Here is a 26075-nt window from a genome sequence, read left to right as displayed (position 1 = left end):
GCAGCATGTCCTCAGCCATCTATCCCAGCCTGAAGGGCAAGCGCGTCGTCATCACCGGCGGCGGCTCGGGCATCGGGGCGGGCCTCACCGCCGGCTTCGCGCGCCAAGGCGCCGAGGTGATCTTCCTCGACATCGCCGACGAAGACTCCAAGGCCCTGGAGGCCGAACTGGCTGGCTCGCCGATCCCGCCGGTCTACAAGCGCTGCGACCTGATGAGCCTCGACTCGATCAAGGCGACCTTCGCCGAGATCGGCGACATCGACGTGCTGGTCAACAACGCCGGCAATGACGACCGCCACAGCCTGGGCGACGTGACCGGCGCCTATTGGGACGAGCGGATCAACGTCAACCTGCGCCACATGCTGTTCTGCACCCAGGCCGTCGCGCCGGGCATGAAGACGCGCGGCGGCGGCGCGGTGATCAACTTCGGTTCGATCAGCTGGCACCTGGGACTGGAGGACCTCGTCCTCTACGAAACCGCCAAGGCCGGCATCGAGGGCATGACCCGGGCGCTGGCCCGGGAGCTGGGCCCCGACGACATCCGCGTCACCTGCGTGGTGCCCGGCAACGTCAAGACCAAGCGCCAGGAGAAGTGGTACACGCCCGAAGGCGAGGCCGAGATCGTCAAGGCCCAGTGCCTGAAGGGCCGCATCCTGCCCGAGAACGTCGCCGCGCTGGTGCTGTTCCTGGCCTCGGACGATGCGTCGCTGTGCACCGGCCACGAGTACTGGATCGACGCGGGCTGGCGCTAAGCCTTATCCGATCGGGCGGGAATGGGCGTTTCGTCCGCTACGGGCTTCCCCGTTCCCTCCTCAGGCCTTATCGAACGCGCAGCACCGACATCTGGGAGACCATGCGGCAATGACCTGCGTTTGGGACTTGAAGGCGACCTTGGGCGAAGGCCCGATCTGGCTGGACGACACCCTTTGGTTTGTCGACATCAAGGGTCAGAAGATCCACAGCTACCGGCCGGATTCAGGCGATAACTTCACCTTCGAGGCGCCGGAGCCTGTCACCTTCCTGGCCCCCTTGGCGGGCGCGCGCGGCACCTTCATCGTGGGTTTGAAGTCGGGCCTTTATCGCTTCAACCCGGTGATGGGCGGCTACGCCCCGCTGGCGATCATCGAGGATCCGGCGCTGGACAATCGTCCCAACGACGCGACGGTCGACAGCGAAGGCCGCCTCTGGTTCGGCACCATGCACGACGGCGAAGAAAACCCGACGGGATCGCTCTATCGCATGGACGCGCGGGGCGTCACGCGGGTGGACAAGGACATCTGCATCACCAACGGCCCGTGCGTCTCGCCGGACGGCAAGACCTTCTACCACACCGACACCCTGGGCCGCGTGATCTGGGCCTACGATATGGATGCGGAAGGCGTGCTGTCGAACAAGCGCCCGTTCGTGCGCTTCGCGGACGAAAACGTCTATCCTGACGGGTCGGTCGTCGACGCGGAAGGCTGCGTCTGGACGGGCCTGTGGGGCGGCTTTGGCGCCATCCGGTTCTCGCCGACCGGCGAGGCCCTGGGCCGCATCGAACTGCCCGCCCCCAATGTCACCAAGCCCTGCTTCGGCGGGCCTGACCTGAAGACCCTCTTCTTCACCACCGCCCGCAAGGGCCTGAGCGATGACGTTCTGGCGCAGTATCCGCTGTCTGGCGGCTTGTTCGCGTTCAATATCGACGTCGCTGGCCAACCCCAACATGAGGTACGCCTTGTCTAACCGCACGCCCCGCCGGTTCCGGTCCCGCGATTGGTTCGATAATCCCGACCATATCGACATGACCGCGCTCTATCTGGAGCGCTTCATGAACTACGGGATCACGCCGGAGGAGCTGCGCAGCGGCAAGCCGATCATCGGCATCGCCCAGACCGGCAGCGACATCTCGCCCTGCAACCGCATCCACCTGGACCTGGTCCAGCGGGTGCGGGACGGGATCCGCGACGCCGGGGGCATCCCCATGGAGTTTCCGGTCCATCCGATCTTCGAGAACTGCCGTCGCCCGACGGCGGCGCTGGACCGGAACCTCTCGTACCTGGGTCTCGTCGAGACCCTGCACGGCTACCCGATCGACGCCGTGGTTCTGACCACCGGCTGCGACAAGACCACCCCGGCCGGGATCATGGCCGCCACCACGGTCAATATCCCGGCCATCGTCCTGTCGGGCGGCCCTATGCTGGACGGCTGGCACGAGAACGAGCTCGTGGGCTCGGGCACCGTCATCTGGCGCTCGCGCCGCAAGCTGGCGGCCGGCGAGATCACCGAGGAAGAGTTCATCGACCGCGCGGCCAGCTCGGCGCCGTCGGCGGGCCACTGCAACACCATGGGCACGGCCTCGACCATGAACGCCGTGGCCGAGGCGCTGGGCCTGTCGCTGACCGGCTGCGCGGCCATCCCCGCCCCGTACCGCGAGCGCGGCCAGATGGCCTACAAGACCGGCCAGCGCATCGTCGACCTGGCCTATGACGACGTCAAACCGCTCGACATCCTGACCAAGCAAGCTTTTGAAAACGCGATCGCCCTGGTGGCGGCGGCCGGCGGCTCGACCAACGCCCAGCCGCACATCGTGGCCATGGCCCGGCACGCCGGGGTCGAGATCACCGCCGACGACTGGCGCGCGGCCTACGACATCCCGCTGATCGTCAACATGCAGCCGGCCGGCAAGTATCTGGGCGAGCGCTTCCACCGGGCCGGCGGCGCGCCCGCCGTCCTCTGGGAGCTGCTGCAGCAGGGCCGCTTGCACGGCGACGTGCTGACCGTCACCGGCAAGACCATGGGCGAAAACCTGCAAGGCCGCGAAACCAGCGACCGCGAGGTGATCTTCCCCTACGACCAGCCGCTGGCCGAAAAGGCCGGGTTCCTCGTTTTGAAGGGCAACCTGTTCGACTTCGCGATCATGAAGTCCAGCGTGATCGGCGAGGAGTTCCGCAAGCGCTACCTGTCGCAGCCGGGCCAGGAAGGCGTCTTCGAGGCCCGCGCCATCGTGTTCGACGGCTCGGACGACTACCACAAGCGGATCAACGATCCGGCCCTGGAGATCGACGAGCGCTGCATCCTGGTGATCCGCGGCGCCGGTCCGATCGGCTGGCCCGGCTCGGCTGAGGTGGTCAACATGCAGCCGCCGGATCACCTGCTGAAGAAGGGCATCATGAGCCTGCCCACCCTGGGCGATGGCCGTCAGTCGGGCACCGCCGACAGCCCCTCGATCCTGAACGCCTCGCCCGAGAGCGCCATCGGCGGCGGCCTGTCGTGGCTGCGCACCGGCGACACCATCCGCATCGACCTCAACACCGGCCGTTGCGACGCCCTGGTGGACGAGGCGACGATCGCCGCGCGCAAGCAGGAGGGCATCCCGGCGGTTCCCGCCACCATGACGCCCTGGCAGGAAATCTACCGCGCCCACGCCAGCCAGCTCGACACCGGCGGCGTGCTGGAGTTCGCGGTCAAGTACCAGGACCTGGCGGCCAAGCTGCCCCGCCACAATCACTGACGCGATGGGCCTTCGGAGCGATCCGGAGGCCCTTTTGCTGAGGGCTTGAGCAACCTAACGCCGCGCAAGCTTGGTAAACGCGCCTGGCGATGTCCCGAAGGTTCAGAAAGCGTTAAGAACAACGTTGCGAATTGTAAAATTCCTGCCTGGGTTGAAACTCATTTCGGGTGTATAAGGCGATCGTCGGGGCAGTTGTTGAGCGCGGACAGAATGTTGTCGGTGAACCGAGCCCTTGATCAAAGGCCGGAGTCGTCCAGCCTGGTGATCGTCACCACGGCCCTTCAGTTGGCCCTGGTCGTCTTGGTCTGGCTGCTGGCGCTGGTCCCCGCCGCGCTGGCGGCGTTAACGCTTCTGGCCCTGAAGTCGGCGCGCGGCGCGTTCGGCCCCTCGGACATCCGGCGCGCACCCCGCCGCTGAGACCTTGGCGCGCGCGAGGGGCCCGGCCACTATGCGCGCGACCGACGGAGGGCCCATGCGCGACATCGATTGGCTGCTGACCGAGGCCCACGCGCTGCGCGAACGCGGCGAGCTTGATCCGGCGCGGGCGCTCTATCACGAAGCCCTGGAAAAGGCTCGGGCGACGGGGGAGACCGAGGGCCTGGCCAAGGCCCTGCGCCATGTCTCGGACCTGGACCGCGAGGCGGGCCGCCCTGAGGCCGCCCTCGCCGCCGCCGAGGAGGCCGCCACCCTCTACGGCGCCCTGGGGCGGGAGCGCCGCCTGGATCTCGCCAACGCCCTGCGGCTGACCGCCCTGGCCCTTGAGGCCCTAGGCCGCCCCGCCCTTCAGCCCTGGCGCGAGGCCGGCGATCTCTACGCCGAGCTCGACATCGCCGCAGGGCTGGCCGAGGCGGAGCGGCATCTGGGATTGGTGGTGCGGCCGGCGCAATCGGTCGAGTTGGCGGCCCTGGCGCGGCTGTGGTGGCAAGGCTGGCGCGACGCGCACCTGCCGATCGTCCCCGAAGCCTTGGCGCAGCTTCGCACGCTGGAGAGCTTCACCGCGCGGATGGCCGCCGCCCTGCCCCGGGTCCGTGTGTTGGGCCCCCTCGGCGCACCGATGGGGCTGCATCTGATCAAGGACGACGAGCTCAACCAGCTCTACCTGGCCGCCGAGGCGCGCGGCACAGGCGCGGCGGCGGTGCTGATGGCGGACGCTGAGACGCATCTGGCGGACGCGAGCGTCCAGACCGCCTGGCTGGCCTGCGCAATCGGCAACGACCGCGCCGCCCGGTTCTACGAGAAGTCCGGCTGGACCCGAGCCCGCGCCGAGACCGTCCCGACCGAGACCTCGGTGGGTTCGTTCCCGCTCGAGGTCTGGCGCTACGAGAAGGTCCTCACGCGTTCGGAACCGTAAACACTCTAAAACCCGTGTCATCCCGGAAACGCCGCAGGCGTTATCCGGGACCCAGGGGGTGACGAAACGCCGAGCATACGGCCCCTGGGTCCCGGCTCTACGCGCTGCGCGCTACGGCCGGGATGACACGGTTTTGCGCCCCCCTAGTTCGGACCACCCGTGCTGAAGTCGAACTGCTCCGGACGCGGCTTGCCGCCGCCGAAGGCGTAGCTGAAGCCGATGAATGCGGTGCGGACATTGACCTTGGTCTCGTTCCGATCCCGCAGGCGCGCGGTGTTCGTCACCCCGGCGATCTTGAAGCTGTCGACCACGTCATTGACGGTCACGACGAAGTTCAGCTTGTCGTTGACCTTGCGGCGATAGCCCAGATTGATCATCTCGAACGGCTCGCGATAGCCCTGCGGCGTGATGCGACGGCCCGAGGTGAAGGCGTTGATCTGGAAGAAGTCCTTCGGGGTGGCCTGGTAGTTCAGATTGGCCCGGCCCGACAGGCTGGTGTCCGAGCGCTTGCCGGTGAAGCCCAGGCTGGCCGCGTCGATCTCGTTCCAGAAGGCCTGGCCGCTGACATTGTAGGTCAGCTTCGGCGACAGGCGGCCCACGACGACGAACTCCAGACCGCCGTTGCGGCTCTTGGCCAGGTTCTCGCGCGTGGTCAGGAACACGCCGCCGCCCAGGTCCTTGACCACGTCGGTCACGCCGTCGCGGGTGTCGCGATAGAAGACGGTGGCCAGATAGGTCGTCGGGCCCTTGCGGTACTGCCAGCCCAGCTCGAACGAGTCGGTGACCTGCGGCTTCAGGTTCGGATTGCCGGCCCGGAAGTTATAGGGGTCCTGGTAGATCGGATAAGGGTTCAGGTCCTGCGGGCCCGGACGGGCCACGCGGCGGCTGAAGCCCGCGCTCAGGCTGTTGGCGTCGTTGAGGCGATAGCCCGCGTTCAGCGTTGGATAGAGCCGCAGATAGTCGTTCGAGCCCTTCTGGCCCGTGGTGATCTGGTCGGTGCGGATCTCGACCTGTTCGGCGCGCAGACCGGTCTGGACCGTCAGGTCGCCGAACGGCCGCTCATAGGTGACATAGGCCGCGAAGACGTCCTGGTCGTAGGTGAAGCGGTTGGTGCGGGCCGGGTCGACGGTCTGGCCGGCCAGCGTGGCGCCACGCGCCCCGTAGTTGTTGTAGTCGTTGTCGGCGCCCTCGAAATCCAGGCCGGTCTTCAGCTTGGACTGGTTGGCCAGCGGCTTGGTGTAGTCGAGCTTCCAGTTGGCGCGCTTCTGCTCGGAGCCGAAGCTGTAGGCCTCATAGAAGTCCGGGGCGCCCGCCGAATAGTCGGCGAAGGCGTCGCCGGCGCGCTTGAAGCGGGTGATCTCGTACTCGGCGCGCGAGGTCAGCTCGTGGCCCGCGCCGGTGAACTGGCGGCGATAGTCGCCGGCGATCGCCGAGTTGTCGCGGATCATGACGCCGCTGCTGTCGCGCAGATAGGCCTGCTGGGTGACGCCCGCGCCATTGCGCGACAGATAGGTCTCGCGGCCGTCGCCGTCATAGTCCATGCCGCGATAGCGCAGCTCGGCCGACAGGCGGGTCGTCTTGTCGAGGTCGTAGTCGATCCCGGTGCGCAGCGACAGCGCGCCGCCCTTGTTCAGCACCTCGGCGGTCTGGTCGGCGTCCAGCACCGTCGCGCCGGTGGCGCTCAGCGACTGGCGGTCGACGATCGAGGTGACTTCCTGGCGGTCGTAGCGATAGCTGGCGTCGCCCGACAGCGTGACCTTGCCTTCGCGGCGCGTGGCGCTGATCCCGCCGTTGTAGCGGCCGTCGGTGCCGATATTGGCGCGAACCGTGCCCGTCACGCCGGGCTTCTGGGTCTTCTTGGTGACCAGGTTGATGACGCCGCCCGAGCCGTCGGGGCGATAGGCGGCCGAGGGGTTGGTCATCACCTCGACGCGGTCGATCTGGTCGGCGGGCAGCGACTGCAGCGCGTCGGCGCGGTTGTCGCCGTTGAACATGCCCGAGGGCTTGCCGTCGATCAGGATGGTGACGTTGGAGTCGCCGCGCAGGCTGACATTGCCCTGCACGTCGACCTCGACCGAGGGGACGTTGCGCAGGGCGTCGCTGATCGAGCCGGTCTTGGCGCTCAGATCATTGGCGACGCTGTAGCTGCGGCGGTCTATGTCGGTGCGCATGGCCGTGGCGTCGCTGCGGATCACCACGCCTTCGACGGCGGTCGGCGCATCCGAGGGCTTGGCCGGCGCGGCTTGGGCCGGGGCGGCCTGGGCAGGGGCGGGCTGGGCCGGAGCGGTTTGGGCCAGGCCCAGGGTCGGCGGAACGATCACCGCAGCAGCGGCGAGGAGGGCGAACTTCAGTCGCAAGGGGAGACCTCAACTTCAGGCGTCGAGCGTTACGCTGCGGACGTCCGCGCGGTCTCGACCCCCAGCCGTAAAGACCCTCCGGCGCGCCGGAACAAATTTCTTTTCGGCAATGTTGCCGGTCGGGGACTCCGAGTGGCAATCGCGCCACAGTCGTACGCGCCCACCTCGATACTCCGACGTCGCGGAAACCGCCGTGTGTCTGCTATCGATACCGCCGCAGGGTGAGTCCCGCGCACCGGCGATGTGGTCGTCAGAACCACCGCTTGCGCGCTGATACCGGTAACACTAAGGTCGCCGGCAACCAGAGGTCCGACAAGGACCAGTAGGGCATCAACGGGCCGGTACGGCCCCATGGGGAGGAAACCTGTGGCTTCAGTATCCAACGCCGGGCCCAGCGCCGGCATGAGCGCCGACGGCGGTAAGGTCAACATGACCTTCGTGGCCGCGATCGTCGCCGTCGCCACGATCGGCGGCTTCATGTTCGGCTACGACAGCGGCGTCATCAACGGTACGCAGGAAGGCCTGGAGAGCGCCTTCAACCTCAGCAAGCTGGGCACCGGCTTGAACGTCGGCGCCATCCTGATCGGCTGCGCCATCGGCGCCTTCGCCGCCGGCCGCCTGGCCGACGTGTGGGGCCGCCGCACGGTGATGATCATCTCGGCCCTGCTGTTCGTGGTCAGCGCCATCGGCACCGGCGCGGCCGAGAGCTCGATCGTGTTCATCATCTTCCGCCTGATCGGCGGTCTGGGTGTCGGCGCCGCCAGCGTGCTGTGCCCGGTCTACATCTCGGAAGTGACGCCCGCCAATATCCGCGGCCGCCTGTCGTCCGTGCAGCAGATCATGATCATCACCGGCCTGACCGGCGCCTTCGTGGCCAACTACGCCCTGGCCCACACCGCCGGCAGCTCGACGGCCGAGTTCTGGCTGGGCCTGCCGGCCTGGCGCTGGATGTTCTGGATGCAGGTCATCCCCGCCGGCGTGTTCTTCCTCTGCCTGCTGGGCATTCCGGAAAGCCCCCGCTACCTCGTGGCCAAGGGCAAGGACGCCCAGGCCGAAGCGATCCTCTCGCGCCTGTTCGGCGCGGGCCAGGGCGCCAAGAAGGTCGAGGAAATCCGCGCTTCGCTGTCGGCCGATCACAAGCCGACGTTCTCGGACCTCCTGGACCCGACCACCAAGAAGCTGCGCGTCATCCTGTGGGCGGGCCTCGTCCTGGCCGTGTTCCAGCAGCTGGTGGGCATCAACATCGTCTTCTACTACGGCTCGGTGCTGTGGCAGTCGGTGGGCTTCACCGAGGACGACAGCCTGAAGATCAACATCCTGTCGGGCGCGCTGTCGATCGTGGCCTGTCTGGCCGCCATCGCCCTGATCGACAAGATCGGCCGCAAGCCGCTGCTGCTGATCGGCTCGGCCGGCATGGCCGTGACGCTTGGCGTGCTGACCTGGTGCTTCTCGACCGCCACCACGGTCAACGGCGTGCTGACCCTGGGCGACCAGATCGGCCTGACCGCCCTGATCTCGGCGAACCTCTATGTGATCTTCTTCAACCTCTCGTGGGGTCCGGTCATGTGGGTGATGCTGGGTGAGATGTTCCCCAACCAGATGCGCGGCTCGGCCCTGGCCGTCTGCGGCTTCGCCCAGTGGATCGCCAACTTCGCCATCTCGGTCAGCTTCCCGGCCCTGGCCGCGGCCAGCCTACCGATGACCTATGGCTTCTATGCGCTGAGCGCGGTCGTCTCGTTCTTCCTGGTCCAGAAGCTGGTCCACGAAACGCGTGGCAAGGAACTGGAAGCCATGCAGGGCTGATGGATAATCCTCCCCCCAGCGGGGGAGGTGTCGGCCCGAAGGGACGACGGAGGGGGAAGAGGCGGGCTCCGCAAGAACTTCCCCCTCCGGTCCTGCGGACCACCTCCCCCGCGAGGGGGAGGATTTGGTAAAAGCCAAACGCCCGGGAGCCTTCGCTTCCGGGCGTTTTCTTTTGCGTCCCGCAGCTATGACACCGGTAGACAAAACGGGTGTTACCGCTAGCTTGGCGACAACAAGACAAGTCTGCGTTCGGGAGCAACATCATGGTCGACATCAACCGCCGCGGCGCGCTGGGCTCGCTGCTGGCCGGCGCCGGCCTGACCGCCCTGCCCGCTTCCGCCGAGGCCGCCCAGATGGGCCTCCTCCCCGCTAAGCCCACCAGCGGTCCGACCTGGGCCACGGGGATCGAGGGCCAGCGCAAGGCGGACCTGGGCGATGGAACCTTCCTCAATCCGATCCTGACCGGCGACCGGCCCGACCCGTCGATCCTGAAGGACGGCGCCGACTACTACATGACCCACAGCTCGTTCGACGCCTATCCGGGGCTGCTGATCTGGCACAGCCGCGACCTGGTGAACTGGACGCCGGTCACCACGACGCTGAAGACCAATGTCGGCTCGATCTGGGCGCCCGAGCTCTGCAAGCACAAGGGCCGCTACTACATCTACCTGCCGGCCAAGTTCCCGGGGAACAACACCAGCTACGTGATCTGGGCCGACAAGATCGAAGGCCCGTGGTCCGAGCCGATCGACCTGAAGCTGCCGCGCTATATCGATCCTGGCCACATCGTCGACGAGACGGGCGAGCGCTGGCTGTTCCTGTCGGGCGGCGACCGCATCAAGCTGGCGCCGGACGGCTTGTCGACCGTGGGCAAGCCCGAGCACGTCTATGATCCCTGGCGCTATCCCGACGACTGGGACGTCGAGGGCTTCTCGCCCGAGGGCCCCAAGGTCATGCGCCGGGGCGACTACTTCTACATGATCACCGCCGTGGGCGGCACGGCGGGCCCGCCGACCGGCCACATGGTCATCGCCGCCCGCGCCAAGTCGCTGGCCGGTCCGTGGGAGAACCATCCGCGCAACCCGCTGGTGCGCACCGTCGACAACGCCGAGAAATGGTGGTCGCGCGGCCACGCCACCCTGGTCGAGGGCCCCACGCCCGGCGAGTGGTGGACCGTCTATCACGGCTATGAAAACGGCTATTACACCCTGGGCCGCCAGACCCTGCTGGCCCCGGTCACCTGGACCGCCGACGGCTGGTTCGACATCGGCGGCGGCGATCTCTCACAACCCATCAAGAAGCCCAAGGGCGGCAAGCCCGGCCCGCACGGCATGGCGCTGTCGGACGACTTCTCCACCGACAAGTACGGCGTGCAGTGGAACTTCTTCGATCCCAAGCCCGGCGAGCAGGACCGCATCAAGCGCGAAGGCGGCGCCCTGATCCTCAAGGGCGCGGGCGAGGCGCCGTCCACCGGCTCGCCGCTGATCTTCGTCAACGGCGACCAGGCCTATGAGATCGAGTGCGAGATCGAGATCGAGCCCGAGACCCGCGCGGGCCTGATCCTGTTCTATGACCGCCAGCTCTATTGTGGCCTGGGTTTCGATGCGAAGAACTTCGTCACCCACCAGTACGGCATCGAGCGCGGCCGCCCGGCCAATCCGCATGGCGCCAGGATGCTGATGCGGCTGCGCAACAACCGCCACATCGTCAGCTTCCACACCAGCGGCGATGGCGGAAAGACCTGGAAGCGCTTTGATCGCGGCATGGAAGTCAGCGGCTACCACCACAATGTGCGCGGCGGCTTTTTGATGCTGAAGCCGGGGCTCTATGCGGCGGGCAAGGGCTCGGCGCGGTTCCGGGGGTTCAAGTATCGGGCGTTGGACTAGCCCCCAAACATCCGAAAATCCCTGTCATCCCGGAAGCCTCGCAGAGGCTATCCGGGACCCAGGGGCGGCGCGCACGGCGTTCTGTCACCCCCTGGGTCCCGGCTCTCCCCCCCGGCTTTCGCCGGGGTCCGGCCGGGATGACAACATTTGGTGGAAACTCGGAAGCTTGTGATGCTGAAACCCCTCCTCATCGCCGCCGCCCTCCTCGCCCTCCCTCTCGCCGCCCACGCCCAGGAGCCGATCTTCAAGGCGTCCAAGATCGTGCTGGTCGGCGACTCCACCGTGGCGGTGAACAGCGGCTGGGGCGGGGCGTTCTGCGCCACGCACGTGACCTCGAACATCGCCTGCGTGAACCTGGGACGCGGCGGCCGGTCCAGCCGCACCTATCGCGAGGAAGGCTCCTGGGCCCTGGCGCTGAAGGAGATGAGCGCCGGCGGCTTCGAGCAGACCTTCGTGCTGATCCAGCTGGGCCATAACGACCAGCCAGGACGCCCCGAACGCTCGACGGACCTGGCCACCGAGTTCCCCGCCAACCTGCGGCGCTTCGTCGAGGAGGCGCGCGCGGCGGGGGCCAGGCCGGTGCTGGTGACGCCGCTGATCCGCCGGCAGTTCAAGGATGGGAAGGTGTTCGACGACCTCGCCCCCTGGGCGCAGGCGATCCGCAAGCTGGCCGCCGAGACCAACACCCCACTGGTGGACCTGCACGCGCTCAGCCGCCAAGCCGTCCAGGCGATGGGGCCGGTGGCGGCGATGCGCCTGGCCGAAATCCCGCCCCCGCCCGAGGTCGCCGCCTCGGCCGCGTCGGGAACCACCACGGGGGCGATGTTCTACGAGCCGGTCCTGCCCGGCGCGGTGGCCCCGCCCCGCCCGCCGGCCGCGCCGCCGTCTCCGCCCGGCGCGATGGGCAGCTTCAAGCCGGTGTTCGACTACACGCACCTGGGCCCCGAGGGCGCGGCGCTGTTCTCGGCCATGGTCGCCAAGGCGCTGGCCGACGTCGCGCCGGAGCTGCGGCGCAACCTGCTGCCCTAACCTCAGCCCTCCAGCGTCGCCGACAGCGCCTTGAGCAGGGCCTCGCGCGCGCGGTCGTCGGGCGCGGCGGCCAGCGCCTGGCCCAGGGCCAGTTGGAAGGCGGCGCGCTGGTTGTGCCAGTCCAGCTTGCCCGGCGCGCTGGCCGGCAGGCGGGGCGCCCCTTCGCCGATCGGCCGCGCCGCGCCCACCCCGTCGAGCGCGAAGCCCTCGTCCAGCGCCGGGATCACCAGACGCTCGGCCGCGAAATCCGCCTCGATCAGACGACGGCGCAGTCCCTCGGCCGCGTCGGGCTCGCCGTGGGCGATGAACACCGAGCCCGTGATCGGCAGCCGGTCCTTGGCCCAGCGCACCAGGCCCGCCGCGTCGGCGTGGCCGGAATAGGCGTCCAGCTGACGGATGCGGGCGCGGACGCTGATCTCGTCGCCCCGGATCGTCACCCGGCTGCGCCCGTCGGCCAGCAGGCGGCCCAGGGTGCCGGTGGCCTGGTAGCCGCATAGCAAGACCGTCGCCTCACGCCGCCAGAGCAGGCGCTGCAGGTGCTTGCGCACCCGCCCGGCGTCGCACATGCCGCTGGCGGCCAGGATCACGTGCCAGCCCTTCAGGCGGTCCAGGCCATCGCTCTCGGCGGGCGCGTTCAGAAACCGCAGATGCTCCGAGGGCCGCAGCGCCTCGAACGGATTGGTCTGGGTCTGCGGGTTCCAGCCGCGTTCCTGGAAGACCTTGGTGGCCTCGATGGCCAGCGGCGAGTCCAGGAAGATGTCGCCCCGGGGGACCTCGCCCTGCTCCATCAGGTCCAGCAGGTCGATCAGCAGCTCCTGGCTACGCTCGACCGCGAAGGCCGGGATCAGCAGGGGCCCGCCGGCCGCATGGGCGGCGCGGACCTCGTCGGCCAGTTGCTGCTTGCGCGCGGCGCTGTCGATCCCGACGCGGTCGCGGTCGCCATAGGTCGACTCGATGATCAGGTGGTCGACGCCCACCGGCGCGTCGGGATCGTCCAGGAACGGACTGCCGCCGGGGCCCAGATCGCCCGAGAACAGGATCCGCTTGGCCTGTCCCTCCGGACCCACATCCAGCGATATCGAGGCCGCGCCCAGCATGTGCCCGGCCGGCCAATAGGTGGCGACGATGTCCTGCGCGATGCGCACCGGCTCGCCCAGCTTGACCTTGCGAAACTGCTTGGCCACCGCCTCGCCGTCGCGCTCGGTGTAGATCGGCTCGACCGGCGGAAAACCGCGTCGCAGGTTGCGGCGGTTGAGGCTCTCGACCTCGTTCTCCTGGATGCCGCCGGCGTCGACCAGCATGACCGCGCCAAGGTCGCGGGTCGCGGCGGTGGCGTAGATTGGGCCCTCGAACCCGGCCAGCATCAGCTTGGGCAACAGACCCGAGTGGTCGATATGGGCGTGGGTCAGCAGCACGGCGTCGACCTGTCCCGCGTCGAACGGGAACGGCTGATAGTTCAGGGCCTTCAAGGTCTTGGAGCCCTGGAACATGCCGCAGTCGATCAGCACGGTGGTGTGCGGCGTGACCAGCCGCGCGCAGAAGCCGGTGACGCAGCCCGCCGCGCCGTGGAAGGTCAAGCTGAGGGTCATCGGGTGGCCTTCCTGGGTCAATGAGCCTCGACAAAGGCTTGCACCGCCCCGCGCCGCCCTGATCTAGGTCAAGTCCGCGCGGCGGTAGCCGCATAGTCTGCGCTTCGACGCAAATTGCGAGCGACCGTTGTGACCGAAGTTCCCCCGCCTCCCGCAGCCCCCGACGTCCAGGCCCAGCTGAACTCGCCCTCGTATCGTCTGGCGGCGCTGGACCAGGACTTTCTGCTGGGCGAGTCGATGCGCGGCGTGCGGTTCCTGCTGGAGTTCGCCAAGGCCGACGAGGCCCTGCGGCGCTGGGGCGTGCGCTCGACGATCGTGGTGTTCGGCAGCGCCCGGGTGCGCGAGGACGGACCGCCGCAGCGGGCCCGCTGGTACGCCGAGGCGCGGCAGCTGGGCCGCATCGTCTCCGAGCGCGGCGGGGCCAAGCACCAGAACGGCGACAAGGTCCGCGACAATGTCATCGCCACCGGCGGCGGTCCTGGCCTGATGGAGGCCGCCAACCGGGGCGCCTTCGAGGCCGGCGCGCCGTCGATCGGCTTCAACATCACCCTGCCCCACGAGCAGGTCCCCAATCCCTACAGCACGCCGGACCTGACCTTCCGCTTCCACTATTTTGCGATGCGCAAGATGCACCTGGCCATGCGGGCCAATGCGCTGGTGGTGTTCCCTGGCGGTTTTGGCACCTTTGACGAGCTGTTCGAGCTCCTGACCCTGCGCCAGACCGACAAGGCGCCGCCGATCCCCATCGTGCTGTTCGACGAGGCCTATTGGCGTTCGATCATCAACTTCGACGCCCTGGTCGAGCACGGCATGATCGCCGCCGCCGACCTTGAGCTGCTTCATTTCGCGGATGATGCGGAAGGCGTCTGGGACGAGCTGGTGCGCTGCGGGCTGAAGTTGCCGGAGAGCCCCTAGCTCAGCAGGTGCCGCACGGTCGAGCGCAGCACGCACGTCAGGGCGTCGCGGTCGAGGTCGGGATGGTTCACGCCCCGCAGCAGCAGGCCGTCGAACAACAGGCCGACCACCTCGCAGCGCGCCTGAAACTCAGCCTCGCTCCATTCGGACTTGCGATCGCGCTCCATCATGGCCCGCGCCAGGGCGCGCTCCTGCTCGTCGGCCGAGCGGACGATGGCGGCGACCTTGGGATTGCGGGCCGCTTCGGCCACGACCTCCAGCGCCAAGGCCGCGCGGCGCTGGTCAAAGCACTTGTCGATGGCCTCGGGCAGATGGTCGTCGATGGAATCGCGCAGCGTGCCGGGCTGCTTCTCCATCTCGGCGAACTTGTCGCGCATCTCGGCCAGGTCCTGGGCGACGATGGCGGCGATGATCGCCTCCTTGTTCTCGAAATAGCGATAGATCTGCCCGACGCTCAGGCCCGCGACCTTGGCGATGTCGGCCATGCTGGCGCCGTGGAAGCCCGACTGGCGCACGCGCTCGCACGCCGCGTCCAGGATCTGCTGGCGGCGCGTTTCGGGCGACGGGCGCCCCGCGATTGTTTCGTCAGCCATTGAAAATCCTGATCGCCATTACATTTCCGTTAGGTCAGCTAAACCCGCGGCGCTGGGTGTTGACTTGCGACACTCACGCTCCTATGTCCAGCCCACTTGAGAATGAACGTTCATTCTCAAATCGTTCATCATAACGGCCGCGTCAAGGGTAATAGCCCACGCGACCCTCTCCTCCCCGGGGTCAAACATGCACTTCCAACGCTCGGTCGCGGCGACGACCGTGGGACTCGCCGCCATTGCGCTCACCCTCTCCGCCTGCGGCCAGAAGCCCGGCGGCGCCGACGGCATGGGCATGGGCGGCCCCACTGAGGTCGGCTACATCGTCGCCCAGTCGCAACCGGTGGGCCTCTCCGCCGAACTGGCCGGCCGCACCTCGGCCTATCTGGTGTCGGAAGTGCGTCCGCAGGTCAGCGGCGTCATCCAGAAGCGCCTGTTCGAGGAAGGCTCGGTCGTCCGCGCCGGCCAGTCGCTGTACCAGATCGACCCCGCCACCTATCAGGCCGCCTATAACAGCGCCGCCGCCGCCCTCGCCCAGGCCCAGGCCCAGGCGATCGCCGCCAAGCTCAAGGCCGACCGCTACAAGGCCCTCGTGGAGACCGGCGCGGTGTCCAAGCAGGACAATGACGACGCCCAGGCCGCCGCCCTGCAGACCGCCGCCGCCGTCGGCGTGCAGAAGGCCGCGCTGGACAGCGCCCGGATCAACCTCAACTACGCCCGCGTGACCGCCCCGATCTCGGGCCGCATCGGCAAGAGCAGCGTCACCCCCGGCGCGCTGGTCACCGCCAACCAGGCGACCGCCCTGGCGACCGTGCAGGACCTGTCGAAGGTCTATGTCGACCTGACCCAGACCTCGGCCGAACTCCTCAAGCTCCAGGCCCAGTTCGCCTCGGGCAAGGTCGGCCGCTCGGGCTCGGCCCAGGTGACGCTGAAGCTGGAAGACGGCTCGACCTATCCGATCCCGGGCCGCCTGGAGTTCTCCGACATCACCGTCGATCCGGGCACCGGCGCGGTGGGCCTGCGCGCGGTGTTCGACAACCCCAAGGGCGTACTGCTGCCGGGCATGTATGTCCGCGCGGTGCTGAGCCAAGGCGTCGCCCCCAGCGGCATCCTGATCCCGCAGACGGCCGTGAACCGCGATCCGAAGGGCGGCGCGAGCGTGATGCTGGTCGGCGCCAAAGGCCCCGAGCCACGTCCGATCACCCTGGGCCAGACGGTCGGCGACAAGTGGCTGGTCACCAGCGGCCTGAACGCCGGCGACAAGGTCATCGTCGAGGGTCTGATGAAGGTGCGTCCCGGCGCGCCGATCAAGGCCGTCCCCGCCGGCGCTGCGCCGGCCGCCCAAGCTCAGCGCTAAGGCCAGCTCCCCATGCTCTCGCGTTTCTTCATCGACCGGCCCATCTTCGCGTGGGTCATCGCCATCGTGATCATGCTGGCCGGGGCGCTCGCCATCCGGACCCTGCCGGTCGCGCAATATCCTGAGATCGCCCTGCCGCAGGTGTCGATCTCGGCCAACTATCCGGGCGCCTCGGCCAAGACCGTCGAGGACAGCGTCACCCAGGTCATCGAACAGAAGATGAAGGGGCTGGATGGTCTGGACTACATGTCCTCGCGCAGCGACAGCTCGGGCTCGGCCACGGTCACCCTGACCTTCAAGGCCGGCACCGACATCGACATCGCCCAGGTGCAGGTCCAGAACAAGCTGCAGACCGCCACCGCCCTCTTGCCGCAGGAAGTGCAGCAGCAAGGCCTGACGGTGGCCAAGTCGGCGCGTAACTTCATGATGGTCGTGGGCCTCTATTCGCAGGACCCCAAGACCACCGGCACCGATCTGGCCGACTACCTGGCCAGCAATATCCAGGACCCGCTGAGCCGCGTCGACGGCGTCGGCGACATCCAGCTGTTCGGCGCGCAATACGCCATGCGCATCTGGCTGGACCCGCAGAAGCTGGCCAGCTTCAGCCTGACCCCGGCCGACGTCGCCACCGCGATCCGCGCCCAGAACGCCCAGGTCTCGGCCGGCCAGATCGGCGGGACCCCGAACCTGCCGGGCACCGGCCTGAACGCCACGATCACCGCCCAGTCGCGCCTGCAGACGCCCGAACAGTTCCGTCAGATCATCCTGAAGAACGCCGCCAGCGGCGCCACCGTGCGCCTGGGCGACGTCGCCCGCGTCGAGCTGGGCTCGGAAAGCTACGCCTCGATCGCCAAGTTCAACGGCCACCCGGCCGCCGGCATAGCCATCAAGCTGGCCCCCGGCGCCAACGCGCTCGACACCGCCGCGGCGGTGAAGGACAGGATGGCCCAGCTCGAGAAGACCTTCCCGGCCAGCTACGAATACGTCGTTCCCTATGACTCGACGCCGTTCGTGAAGCTGTCGATCGAGGAAGTGGTCAAGACGCTGATCGAAGCCATCATCCTGGTGTTCATCGTCATGTTCCTGTTCCTGCAGAACTGGCGCGCGACCCTGATCCCGACCATCGCCGTGCCGGTCGTCCTGCTCGGCACGTTCGGCGTGCTGGCGGCCTTCGGCTACTCGATCAACACCCTGACCATGTTCGGCCTGGTGCTGGCCATCGGCCTCTTGGTCGACGACGCCATCGTGGTGGTCGAGAACGTCGAACGTGTGATGTCCGAAGAGGGTCTTTCGCCCCTCGAGGCCACCCGCAAGTCGATGAACGAGATCACCGGCGCCCTGATCGGCATCGCCCTGGTGCTGGCGGCGGTGTTCGTGCCGATGGCCTTCTTCGGCGGCTCGCAAGGCGTGATCTATCGCCAGTTCTCGATCACCATCGTCTCGGCCATGGCCCTGTCGGTGGTCGTCGCCCTGGTCCTGACGCCCGCCCTGTGCGCCACGATGCTCAAGCCGGTCAAGGCCGGCCACCACGACGAGAAAACCGGCTTCTTTGGCTGGTTCAACCGCAGCTTCAACGACATGAGCGGCCGCTACCAAGGCAGTGTCCGCAAGATCCTGGGCAAGAGCGGCCGCTGGATGGCCATCTACGCCGCGATCATCGTGGCCATGGGCCTGCTGTTCGTCCGCCTGCCCAGCGCCTTCCTGCCGGAAGAAGACCAGGGGACCATGTTCACCCTGGTGCAGCTGCCCGCCGGCGCGACCGAGGAAAAGACCCTGGCCGTGCTGGACAAGGTGCGCGACCACTTCCTGGTCGGCGAGAAGGAAGCCGTCCAGTCGGTGTTCACCGTCTCGGGCTTCAGCTTCGCCGGCGCCGGTCAGAACGCGGGTCTCGCCTTCATTCGCCTGAAGGACTTCGAGCACCGCAAGGCCGCCGACATGAAGGCTCAGGCCGTGGCGGGCCGCGCCATGGGCGCCTTTAGCCAGATCCGTGACGCCATGGTGTTCGCGGTCGTCCCGCCGGCCGTGTCGGAACTGGGCAACTCGTCCGGCTTCGACTTCCAGCTGCAGGACGTCGGCGGCGTGGGTCACGAAACCCTGATGAACGCCCGCAACATGATGCTGGGCATGGCCGCCCAGGATCCGAACCTGGTGGGCGTGCGCCCGAACGGCCAGGACGACACCCCGCAGCTGAAGATCGAGGTCGACCAGGCCAAGGCCGGCGCGCTGGGCCTGACCACCGCCGACATCAACAGCGCCCTCAGCGCCGCCTGGGGCGGGTCGTACGTCAATGACTTCATCGACCGCGGCCGCGTGAAGAAGGTCTACATGCAGGCCGACGCGCCGTTCCGCATGACGCCGGAGGACCTGAACCGCTGGTACGTGCGCAACAACCAGGGCCAGATGGTCGCCTTCCCGGCCTTCGCCAGCGCATCCTGGACCTACGGCTCGCCGCGTCTGGAGCGCTATAACGGCCTCTCGGCGGTCAACATCCAGGGCGCGCCGGCCCCGGGCAAGAGCTCGGGCGACGCGATCGCGGCGATGGAAAAGATCGCGGCCAAGCTGCCGCCCGGCGTCGGCTATGAGTGGACCGGCCTGTCGGCCCAGGAACTGGAGGCCGGCAACCAGGCCCCCGCCCTGTACGCCATCTCGATCCTGGTGGTGTTCCTGCTGCTGGCCGCGCTTTACGAGAGCTGGTCGATCCCGCTGGCCGTCATCATGGTCATCCCGCTGGGCGTCATCGGCGCTCTGCTGGCGACCTTTGCTCGCGGCCTCAGCAACGACATCTACTTCCAGGTGGGCCTGCTGACGACCATGGGCCTGGCGGCCAAGAACGCCATCCTGATCGTCGAGTTCGCCAAGGACCTCTACGAGAAGGGCATGGGCCTGATCGAAGCGACGCTGGAGGCGGTTCGCCTGCGCCTGCGCCCGATCATCATGACCTCGCTGGCCTTCGTCTTCGGCGTGCTGCCCTTGGCGATCTCCAACGGGGCTGGATCGGGGGCCCAGCACGCGATCGGCACCGGCGTCATCGGCGGCATGATCTCGGCCACCCTGCTCGCCATCTTCTTCGTCCCACTGTTCTTCGTGGTGGTGGAGAAGATCTTCAAACCCAAGCACCCCCGTCACGACGCCGCCCAAGGCGACGCCCCGTCGGCAGAGGCTCACTAAGATGCTGCGTAACCTCACCCTGATCCTGATCGCCTCGACGGCGGTCGGCGCCTGCACCCTGGCGCCCAAGTATGAGCGTCCGGTCCTGCCGGTCGCCCAGACCTGGTCCACGCCCACGCCCGAGGCGGCGACCACCGTCTCGGCCGCCGACCTCGACTGGCGTCAGGTGCTGGTCGATCCGCGCCTGCAAGGTGTGGTCGATCTGGCCCTCAAGCAGAACCGCGACCTGCGCGTGGCGGTGCTGAACATCGAGAAGGCCCGCGCCCAGTACGGCGTGCAGCGCTCAGCCCTGTTCCCGGGGATCAATGGCGCGGTCTCCGAGCAGCGCGGCCGCACCCCGGCCTCGACCTCGCAGACCGGCCAGGCCTTCGACACCGAAGTCTACAGCGCCACCATCGGCTTCACCGCCTATGAGCTGGACCTGTTCGGCCGGGTGCGCAGCCTGAAGGACGCGGCGCTGCAGAGCTATCTGGCCACCGAGCAGACCAGCCGCTCGGTCCAGGTCAGCCTGATCGCCGAGACCGCCAACGCCTGGCTGACCCTGGCCGCCGACCAGGAGCGCCTGGCCCTGGCCAAGACCACCCTGGCCACGCGCGAGGACTCCCTTAAGCTCGTGCGTCAGCGCGTCGACGGCGGGGCCGGCTCGCTGCTGGACCTGCGTAACGCCGAGACCCTGGCCGAGACGGCGCGCGCCGACGTCGCCGTCTACACCGCCCAGGTCGCCCAGGATCGTAACGCCCTGACCCTGCTGGCCGGCGGCGATTTGCCCGCCGACCTGCTGCCGGCGGGCGGCCTGGACGCCGACAACGTGCTGGCCGACCTGCCGGCGGGCCTGCCGTCGAACGTTCTGGCGCGTCGCCCCGACGTCCTGGCCGCAGAGCGTCAGCTGCGAGCGGCCAACGCCAATATCGGCGCGGCGCGGGCGGCGTTCTTCCCGCGCATCAGCCTGACCGGCTCTGCCGGCTCGGCCAGCACTGACCTTGGCGACCTCTTCAAGGGCGGGACCAGCGTCTGGAGCTTCACGCCGCAGATCAGCCTGCCGATCTTCGCGGGCGGGGCCAATGTGGCCAACCTGAACATCTCCAAGGCCGACCGCGACATCGCCGTGGCGACCTATGAGAAGACGGTGCAGACCGCGTTCCGTGAGGTCTCCGACGCCCTGTCGGTGCGCGCCACGGTCGCCGATCGCCTGGCCGCCCAGGAACGCCTGACCGCCGCCGCCGCCGACAGCACCCGCCTGTCCCAGCAGCGTCGCGACGCCGGCCTCGACAGCGCCCTGACCCTGCTCGACGCTCAGCGCAGCCTCTATGCGGCGCAGCAGGGCCTGATCACCACGCGGCTGGCCCAAGCGACCAACCTCGTGACCCTCTACAAGACCCTCGGCGGCGGCGCGCCCGCCGTCTGAGGCTGAACCCACTTCCCCGGCCTCGCCGGGGGAGTTCGCTGTCCATCATCCCCCCCCGATGGTCGCGAACGGAACGGGCGTGCTCCTCCCCCCCCCTGAGCCGCCCGTTCCACATTCCCGGATCGGCCCCTCTCCTCGAAACGGGGAGGTTTACTCTGCCGTGATCACAATTATGCAAACGATTGGGTTAGGGTCTGCGTACGGATTGACTCGGAGCCGACCCATGTCGCCCTCGAAAGCGGAAAAAGAGCAGGCGTTCCACCTGATGGGCATCGTCGTGGCCACAGTGCTGGCGATCACCGCGATCGTGCTGGCCGCCGCCTGCCCGCCGCAGGACCTGACGCCCCAGCGTGCGTGGATCTTCGCCGCCTCCAGCCATGGCGACGTCTAGAGCGTTTCACGACCTGACTGCGCCAGGCCGTGAGCTCTAGTCTTTTGTTTTGGCGCATTTTTCTTCAGGCGAACCGGGACCACTTCGCTCGAAAAACACTCTAGAGCGGCAACTGCACCGTGCTCTTGACCTCTTCCAGCACCGCGTAGGTCCGCGTTTCGCGCACCCCCGGCATCTTGACCAGAATGTCGCCCAGGAAGCCGCGATAGGCCTCCATGTCCCGCACGCGGGCCTTGATCAGATAGTCGAAGCCGCCGGCCACCATGTGGCATTCCAGGATCTCGGGCGCGCGGCGGACGGCGGCGCCGAACTCCTCGAAGACGTCGCCGGTCGTGCGCTCCAGCACCACCTCCACGAAGATCAGCAGCGCCCGATCCACCTTGGCGGGGTCCAGCAGCGCGGCGTAGCCGGTGATGAAGCCGCGCTCGCGCAGCCGCCGGACGCGGTCGAACGTGGCCGCCGGCGACAGATTGCAGCGCTTGGCGAGCTCGGCGTTGGTGATGCGGCCGTCAGCCTGCAGAACCTTCAACAGCCGGCGATCGGTGTCATCTAGAGCAGAAATGGCCATATCGCACTTTCACCGAATAACCTTCGAAAATTAAACAACACAAACGTAGCACATTCGGAAAGACCGGCGGTATACCCCACATCGTTCCAGCGCCGCCTGCGCCGCCCACCTCCTCAAGGCGCCTGCGGATACGGCCAGCCGCCGTTGTCTGGAACTGTCGCGACGCTCGCCCCTCTCCCCCTGACAGGGCGTCGCGCTAGAGAGGAAGGGACGCGAGCGTCTCCCCCCCTGAACGCGTCCCTTCCTCCCTCCCCATTTCCCTTATCCTCGCTGTCAGCGCATGCTTTCGCGCGCAGAAGCGCCGTGCGGCGCCGCATGCTGGAGCGGACGAACATTTTTCGCGTCCTCACCGAACAAGTTTCGGCCTTGGCGATGAACAAACGAAGCACCTTCCGCCAGACCCGAGTTAGACCGACGATATACTAACAAGCGGAAACGACCATGACCGATTGGGACAGCCTCGACGCCGGCAAGTATCGCGACGAAGCCGCGGTGATCGCCGACCTGCTCGCCGCCAAGCCGCTCTCCAGCGAAGACCGCGCGGCCGTCCGCGCCGAGGCCGAGGCGCTGGTGCGCGGCGCCCGCCGCAGCGTCCGCAAGCAGGGCGTGGTCGAAAGCTTCCTGCAGGAGTTCAGCCTGGGCACCCGCGAGGGCCTGGCTTTGATGTGCCTGGCTGAGGCCCTGCTGCGCACCCCCGATGACGAAACTCGCGACCGTTTGATCGCCGAGAAGATCGGCTCGGCCGACTGGGCTTCGCATCTGGGCGGCTCCGACAGCCTGTTCGTCAACGCCTCGACCTGGGGCCTGATGCTGACCGGCAAGATCGTCGAGCCCGACGACGAGGCCCAGAAGGACCTGCCTGGCTTCATCAAGAAGCTGGCCGGGCGCCTGGGCGAGCCGGTGATCCGCGCCGCCGTCGGCCAGGCCATCCGCATCATGGGCGAGCAGTTCGTCCTGGGCCGCACGATCGAGGCCGCCATCAAGCGCGCCGCCGCCGAAGGCGACATGTGCAGCTTCGACATGCTGGGCGAAGGCGCCCGCACCGCCGCCGACGCCGCGCGCTATGAAAAGGCCTATGCCGACGCGATCGAGACGGTCGGCAAGCTGTCGAACGGCGCGGGTCCCGAAGCCGGCCACGGCGTGTCGGTCAAGCTCTCGGCCCTGTGCCCGCGCTATGAGGCCACCCACGAAGACCGCGTCTGGGAAGAGCTCTATCCCCGCACCCTGCGCCTGGCCAAGATCGCCGCCCGCCACAACCTGAATTTCACCATCGACGCCGAAGAGGCCGACCGCCTGGCCCTGTCGCTGAAGCTGCTGGACAAGCTGTGCCGCGAGCCGGAACTGGGCGACTGGACCGGCCTGGGCCTCGCCGTCCAGGCCTATCAGAAGCGCTGCGGCGAGGTGATCGCCCGCCTGAAGGCCCTATCGCAAGAGACCGGCCGCCGTCTGATGGTGCGCCTGGTGAAGGGCGCCTATTGGGACAGCGAGATCAAGCGCGCCCAGGTCGCGGGCCGTCCGGACTATCCGGTCTATACGACCAAGCCGGCCACCGACCTGTCGTACCTGGTGGGCGCCAAGGCGCTGATCGAGGCGGCCCCGCACCTCTACGCCCAGTTCGCCACCCACAACGCCCACACCCTGGCGGCCGTGGTGCGCATGGCCAAGAACGCCGGCGTCAAGATTGAGCACCAGCGCCTGCACGGCATGGGCGAGGCCCTCTATAAAGCCGCCGACGATCTCTATGACGGCATCACGCTGCGGGCCTACGCCCCGGTGGGCGGTCACGAGGACCTCTTGCCCTACCTGGTGCGTCGCCTGCTTGAGAACGGCGCCAACACCTCGTTCGTCCACGCCCTGCTCGACGAGCGGGTGCCGGTCGAGAAGGTCGTCACCGATCCGATCGACACGGTCGAGGCCCACCCCGACCGCCACGCCAAGATCCCGACGCCGATCAACGTCTATGGCGAGCGCCGCGTGAACAGCGCGGGCCTGGATCTGTCGGTGAAGGCCGACCGCGACCGCCTCTCCGCCGCCGTCACCGCCCTGGACAGCGTCACCCTGTCGGCCGGCCCGCTGATCGGCGGCAAGGTCGTCGCCGGCGGCGCGCCGCTGCCGGTGATCGCCCCCGCCAACGACCAGAAGACCGTGGGCGTGGTCTCCGAGGCGCAAGCCGCGCAGATCGACGAGGCCTTCAAGCAGGCCCGCGCCGCGCAACCGGCCTGGGACCGCGCCGGCGGCGTCGCCCGCGCCCAGGTGCTGCGCGCCATGGGCGATGCGCTGGAAGCCAATATCGAGCGCCTGATCGCCATCCTGTCGCGCGAGGCCGGCAAGACCCTGTCGGACGGCATCGCCGAGGTGCGCGAGGCCGTCGACTTCTGCCGCTACTACGCGATGCTGGCCGAAGACCAGTTCGGCGAGGCCGAGATCCTCAAAGGCCCCGTGGGCGAGACCAACAGCCTGCGCCTGGCCGGGCGCGGCGTCTTTGTCTGCATCAGCCCGTGGAACTTCCCGCTGGCCATCTTCACCGGCCAGATCGCCGCAGCCCTGGCGGCCGGCAACGCCGTGCTGGCCAAGCCCGCCGAGCAGACCCCGCTGATCGCCTTCGAGGCCGTGAAGCTCTACCACGCCGCAGGTCTGGACCCGCGCCTGCTGGCCCTGCTGCCCGGACGCGGCGAGACCGTCGGCGCGGCCCTGACCAGCCATGAGGGCCTGGACGGCGTCGCCTTCACCGGCGGCACCGACACGGCCTGGCGGATCAACCAGACGCTGGCCGCGCGCCAAGGTCCGATCGTGCCGTTCATCGCCGAGACCGGCGGCCTCAACGGCATGTTCGTCGACACGACGGCGCAGCGCGAGCAGGTGATCGACGACGTGATCGTCAGCGCCTTCGGGTCGGCCGGTCAGCGCTGCTCGGCCCTGCGCCTGCTGTTCCTGCCGCACGACACCGCCGACCACATCATCGATGGCCTCAAGGGCGCCATGGACGCTCTGGTGCTAGGCGATCCGGCCCTGGCCGTCACCGACGTCGGCCCCGTGATCGACGCCGAGGCCAAGGACGCGCTAGACAAGCATCTGGTTCGCCTGAAGTCGGACGCCAAGGTGCTGCACGCCTTGGCCGCCCCCGCCGGTGGGACCTTCTTCGCCCCGGTCCTGGCCGAGATCCCGACCGCCGACTTCCTGGAGCGCGAGGTGTTCGGCCCGGTCCTCCACGTCGTGCGCTACAAGCCGGAGAACCTTGAGAAGGTCGCTGGCACCCTGGCGGCCCGCCGCTATGGCCTGACGCTGGGCATCCACTCGCGGATCGAGAGCTTCGCCGCCGACGTCCAGCGCCTGGTCCCGGCCGGCAACGCCTATGTCAACCGCTCGATGACCGGCGCCGTGGTCGGCGTCCAGCCGTTCGGCGGCGAGGGCCTGTCGGGCACCGGCCCCAAGGCCGGCGGCCCCCACGCCCTGCTCCGCTTCGCGGTCGAGCGGGCGCTCAGCGTCAACATCACCGCCCAGGGCGGCGACCCGGCGCTGCTGAACCTGTAGCCCTTGACGCCATCGGCCATCAGCGGGACTCTCCGCAGATGGCCGATGGCTTCGACATTCATATCGATCAAGAGCAGGCCGCCCGGCTGAAGGTCGTTGCCGACCGCCTGGGCATGACCGCGTCCGAGTACGCCGTTGCGCTGATCGACGCAGGCCTGACAGGCGCGGCGCCTAAAGCGATCGATCCGGACCCCGCCATCGACGAGGCCATCGCCGACGCCATCGAGCGGGGCGACGAGCCGGCGATTTCACGCGATGAGTTCCGCGCTCATATGCGTCGCGTGACTGCGGGCCTGGGGTGACCTTCACGGTCTTGGTGTCCGTCAGGGCCAAGAGAGACTTCAACCGTCTCATCGTCTGGCTTTTCGAGCGTGACCCCCGAGCAGCGGCTAGACTGGGCCCCCTTCTGGAAGACGCCATCGACAGTTTGACCGAGGCGCCGTCGCGAGGTCGCCCGGTTGGTCCTACCGTCCGCGAGATCAGCATTCCATTTGGTCAGAGCGCCTATGTGATCCGCTACCGGCTCCTCGGCTCCAGCGTGTATGTCACCCGGATCTGGCACGGCCTTGAGCAACGATAGAAGTAAGTTGTTAGCGCTATCAGCTCACGGCATGGTGCGCGCACAGAGCCCCGCAGAGGTTGCCC

At 68.1% G+C, this 26075-nt stretch carries 20 protein-coding genes and 1 pseudogene; 16 read left to right on the top strand and 5 right to left on the bottom strand.

All coding sequences use genetic code 11. The features are described 5' to 3' along the window. The first annotated feature begins 5 nt into the window (after positions 1-5). The 5 genes from xylB to CA606_RS03925 all read left to right on the top strand — a co-directional run bounded on the left by xylB (position 6) and on the right by CA606_RS03925 (position 4841). Positions 6-752 (top strand): D-xylose 1-dehydrogenase, encoded by a 747-nt coding sequence (gene xylB / locus CA606_RS03945; protein WP_096052295.1) that lies wholly within the window; start codon positions 6-8, stop codon positions 750-752. A gap of 109 nt (positions 753-861) precedes the next feature. Further along, the gene (locus tag CA606_RS03940; protein ID WP_096052296.1) at positions 862-1722 is read left to right on the top strand and encodes an SMP-30/gluconolactonase/LRE family protein; all 861 of its coding nucleotides are present in this window, start codon (positions 862-864) and stop codon (positions 1720-1722) included. Beyond that, complete coding sequence (gene xylD, locus CA606_RS03935) at positions 1715-3490, top strand: xylonate dehydratase XylD (RefSeq protein ID WP_181242777.1); 1776 nt, start codon at positions 1715-1717, stop codon at positions 3488-3490. The genes CA606_RS03940 and xylD overlap by 8 nt, the downstream gene beginning before the upstream one ends. Positions 3491-3700: 210 nt before the next feature. Then, positions 3701-3907 carry a hypothetical protein gene (locus CA606_RS03930; protein WP_096052298.1) on the top strand — a complete coding sequence of 69 codons (207 nt, stop codon included), beginning with the start codon at positions 3701-3703 and terminating at the stop codon, positions 3905-3907. Positions 3908-3962: 55 nt separating this feature from the next. After that, on the top strand, positions 3963-4841 hold the full coding sequence (locus CA606_RS03925; RefSeq protein ID WP_096052299.1) for a GNAT family N-acetyltransferase: 879 nt from the start codon (positions 3963-3965) through the stop codon (positions 4839-4841). Between the two features lie 143 nt (positions 4842-4984). Here the strand turns inward: CA606_RS03925 and CA606_RS03920 are convergent, their stop codons facing one another. After that, on the bottom strand, positions 4985-7198 hold the full coding sequence (locus CA606_RS03920; protein WP_096052300.1) for an outer membrane beta-barrel family protein: 2214 nt from the start codon (positions 7196-7198) through the stop codon (positions 4985-4987). 366 nt (positions 7199-7564) lie between these two features. On the opposite strand from CA606_RS03920, the gene CA606_RS03915 reads away from it, so the two are divergent. Next, the gene (locus CA606_RS03915; protein WP_096052301.1) at positions 7565-9001 is read left to right on the top strand and encodes a sugar porter family MFS transporter; all 1437 of its coding nucleotides are present in this window, start codon (positions 7565-7567) and stop codon (positions 8999-9001) included. 6 nt (positions 9002-9007) lie between these two features. On the opposite strand, the pseudogene CA606_RS19880 reads toward CA606_RS03915, so the two are convergent. Beyond that, a pseudogene (locus tag CA606_RS19880) lies at positions 9008-9139 on the bottom strand (hypothetical protein); the annotation flags it as partial. Positions 9140-9264: 125 nt separating this feature from the next. On the opposite strand from CA606_RS19880, the gene CA606_RS03910 reads away from it, so the two are divergent. Both CA606_RS03910 and CA606_RS03905 read left to right on the top strand, forming a co-directional pair. Beyond that, on the top strand, positions 9265-10887 hold the full coding sequence (locus tag CA606_RS03910) for a family 43 glycosylhydrolase (RefSeq protein ID WP_096052302.1): 1623 nt from the start codon (positions 9265-9267) through the stop codon (positions 10885-10887). 171 nt (positions 10888-11058) lie between these two features. Continuing rightward, positions 11059-11916, top strand: coding sequence for a rhamnogalacturonan acetylesterase (locus CA606_RS03905; protein WP_096052303.1), 858 nt, complete (start codon positions 11059-11061; stop codon positions 11914-11916). A 2-nt stretch (positions 11917-11918) separates the two neighbouring features. On the opposite strand, the gene CA606_RS03900 is transcribed toward CA606_RS03905, so the two are convergent. Beyond that, a complete protein-coding gene (locus CA606_RS03900; protein ID WP_096052304.1) occupies positions 11919-13505 on the bottom strand; it encodes an MBL fold metallo-hydrolase in 1587 nt (528 codons plus the stop codon). 129 nt (positions 13506-13634) lie between these two features. Here CA606_RS03900 and CA606_RS03895 point away from each other — a divergent pair, with 129 nt between their 5' ends. After that, complete coding sequence (locus CA606_RS03895; RefSeq protein ID WP_181242776.1) at positions 13635-14420, top strand: TIGR00730 family Rossman fold protein; 786 nt, start codon at positions 13635-13637, stop codon at positions 14418-14420. Here CA606_RS03895 and CA606_RS03890 read toward each other — a convergent pair. After that, entirely contained in the window at positions 14417-15013 is a 597-nt protein-coding gene (locus tag CA606_RS03890; RefSeq protein WP_096052306.1) for a TetR/AcrR family transcriptional regulator, read from the bottom strand. The two genes, CA606_RS03895 and CA606_RS03890, sit on opposite strands and share 4 nt — an antisense overlap. Positions 15014-15200: 187 nt before the next feature. Here CA606_RS03890 and CA606_RS03885 point away from each other — a divergent pair, with 187 nt between their 5' ends. The 4 genes from CA606_RS03885 (at position 15201) to CA606_RS03870 (ending at position 21331) form a co-directional block, all read left to right on the top strand. Then, positions 15201-16367 carry an efflux RND transporter periplasmic adaptor subunit gene (locus CA606_RS03885; RefSeq protein WP_096052307.1) on the top strand — a complete coding sequence of 389 codons (1167 nt, stop codon included), beginning with the start codon at positions 15201-15203 and terminating at the stop codon, positions 16365-16367. 12 nt (positions 16368-16379) lie between these two features. Further along, positions 16380-19535: an efflux RND transporter permease subunit gene (locus CA606_RS03880; RefSeq protein WP_096052308.1), complete on the top strand. Its 3156-nt coding sequence runs from the start codon at positions 16380-16382 to the stop codon at positions 19533-19535. A 1-nt stretch (position 19536) separates the two neighbouring features. Beyond that, positions 19537-20940 carry an efflux transporter outer membrane subunit gene (locus tag CA606_RS03875; protein ID WP_096052309.1) on the top strand — a complete coding sequence of 468 codons (1404 nt, stop codon included), beginning with the start codon at positions 19537-19539 and terminating at the stop codon, positions 20938-20940. A 223-nt stretch (positions 20941-21163) separates the two neighbouring features. After that, entirely contained in the window at positions 21164-21331 is a 168-nt protein-coding gene (locus CA606_RS03870) for a hypothetical protein (protein WP_181242775.1), read from the top strand. Between the two features lie 100 nt (positions 21332-21431). Here the strand turns inward: CA606_RS03870 and CA606_RS03865 are convergent, their stop codons facing one another. Continuing rightward, positions 21432-21899 carry an Lrp/AsnC ligand binding domain-containing protein gene (locus CA606_RS03865; protein ID WP_096052310.1) on the bottom strand — a complete coding sequence of 156 codons (468 nt, stop codon included), beginning with the start codon at positions 21897-21899 and terminating at the stop codon, positions 21432-21434. Between the two features lie 441 nt (positions 21900-22340). Between CA606_RS03865 and putA the strand changes: the two genes are divergently transcribed. Genes putA through CA606_RS03850 form a run of 3 tightly spaced genes read left to right on the top strand, consistent with a single transcriptional unit; the run spans position 22341 to position 26010 of the window. Then, the gene (gene putA / locus CA606_RS03860; RefSeq protein WP_096052311.1) at positions 22341-25430 is read left to right on the top strand and encodes a bifunctional proline dehydrogenase/L-glutamate gamma-semialdehyde dehydrogenase PutA; all 3090 of its coding nucleotides are present in this window, start codon (positions 22341-22343) and stop codon (positions 25428-25430) included. A gap of 38 nt (positions 25431-25468) precedes the next feature. Beyond that, entirely contained in the window at positions 25469-25732 is a 264-nt protein-coding gene (relB1, locus tag CA606_RS03855; RefSeq protein ID WP_096052312.1) for a type II toxin-antitoxin system antitoxin RelB1, read from the top strand. Continuing rightward, positions 25729-26010, top strand: a complete 282-nt coding sequence (locus CA606_RS03850) for a type II toxin-antitoxin system RelE/ParE family toxin (protein ID WP_096052313.1) — start codon at positions 25729-25731, stop codon at positions 26008-26010. Before relB1 ends, CA606_RS03850 begins: the two co-directional genes overlap by 4 nt. Positions 26011-26075: the final 65 nt, after the last annotated feature.

Source organism: Caulobacter vibrioides, from assembly GCF_002310375.3.
GTDB lineage: Bacteria > Pseudomonadota > Alphaproteobacteria > Caulobacterales > Caulobacteraceae > Caulobacter > Caulobacter vibrioides_D.
This window is presented reverse-complemented; position numbering and strand designations above follow the sequence as displayed.

Excerpts from the sequence above, each read along its gene's own strand:
- CA606_RS03930 (WP_096052298.1), top strand. The coding sequence starts at position 3,701 with ATGTTGTCGGTGAACCGAGCCCTTGATCAAAGGCCGGAGTCGTCCAGC.
- relB1 (WP_096052312.1), top strand. The coding sequence starts at position 25,469 with ATGGCCGATGGCTTCGACATTCATATCGATCAAGAGCAGGCCGCCCGG.
- CA606_RS03870 (WP_181242775.1), top strand. The coding sequence starts at position 21,164 with ATGTCGCCCTCGAAAGCGGAAAAAGAGCAGGCGTTCCACCTGATGGGC.
- CA606_RS03885 (WP_096052307.1), top strand. The coding sequence starts at position 15,201 with ATGCACTTCCAACGCTCGGTCGCGGCGACGACCGTGGGACTCGCCGCC.
- CA606_RS03910 (WP_096052302.1), top strand. The coding sequence starts at position 9,265 with ATGGTCGACATCAACCGCCGCGGCGCGCTGGGCTCGCTGCTGGCCGGC.
- xylB (WP_096052295.1), top strand. The coding sequence starts at position 6 with ATGTCCTCAGCCATCTATCCCAGCCTGAAGGGCAAGCGCGTCGTCATC.
- CA606_RS03905 (WP_096052303.1), top strand. The coding sequence starts at position 11,059 with ATGCTGAAACCCCTCCTCATCGCCGCCGCCCTCCTCGCCCTCCCTCTC.
- CA606_RS03880 (WP_096052308.1), top strand. The coding sequence starts at position 16,380 with ATGCTCTCGCGTTTCTTCATCGACCGGCCCATCTTCGCGTGGGTCATC.
- CA606_RS03900 (WP_096052304.1), bottom strand. The coding sequence starts at position 13,505 with ATGACCCTCAGCTTGACCTTCCACGGCGCGGCGGGCTGCGTCACCGGC.
- CA606_RS03875 (WP_096052309.1), top strand. The coding sequence starts at position 19,537 with ATGCTGCGTAACCTCACCCTGATCCTGATCGCCTCGACGGCGGTCGGC.
- CA606_RS03890 (WP_096052306.1), bottom strand. The coding sequence starts at position 15,013 with ATGGCTGACGAAACAATCGCGGGGCGCCCGTCGCCCGAAACGCGCCGC.
- CA606_RS03865 (WP_096052310.1), bottom strand. The coding sequence starts at position 21,899 with ATGGCCATTTCTGCTCTAGATGACACCGATCGCCGGCTGTTGAAGGTT.
- CA606_RS03925 (WP_096052299.1), top strand. The coding sequence starts at position 3,963 with ATGCGCGACATCGATTGGCTGCTGACCGAGGCCCACGCGCTGCGCGAA.
- CA606_RS03940 (WP_096052296.1), top strand. The coding sequence starts at position 862 with ATGACCTGCGTTTGGGACTTGAAGGCGACCTTGGGCGAAGGCCCGATC.
- putA (WP_096052311.1), top strand. The coding sequence starts at position 22,341 with ATGACCGATTGGGACAGCCTCGACGCCGGCAAGTATCGCGACGAAGCC.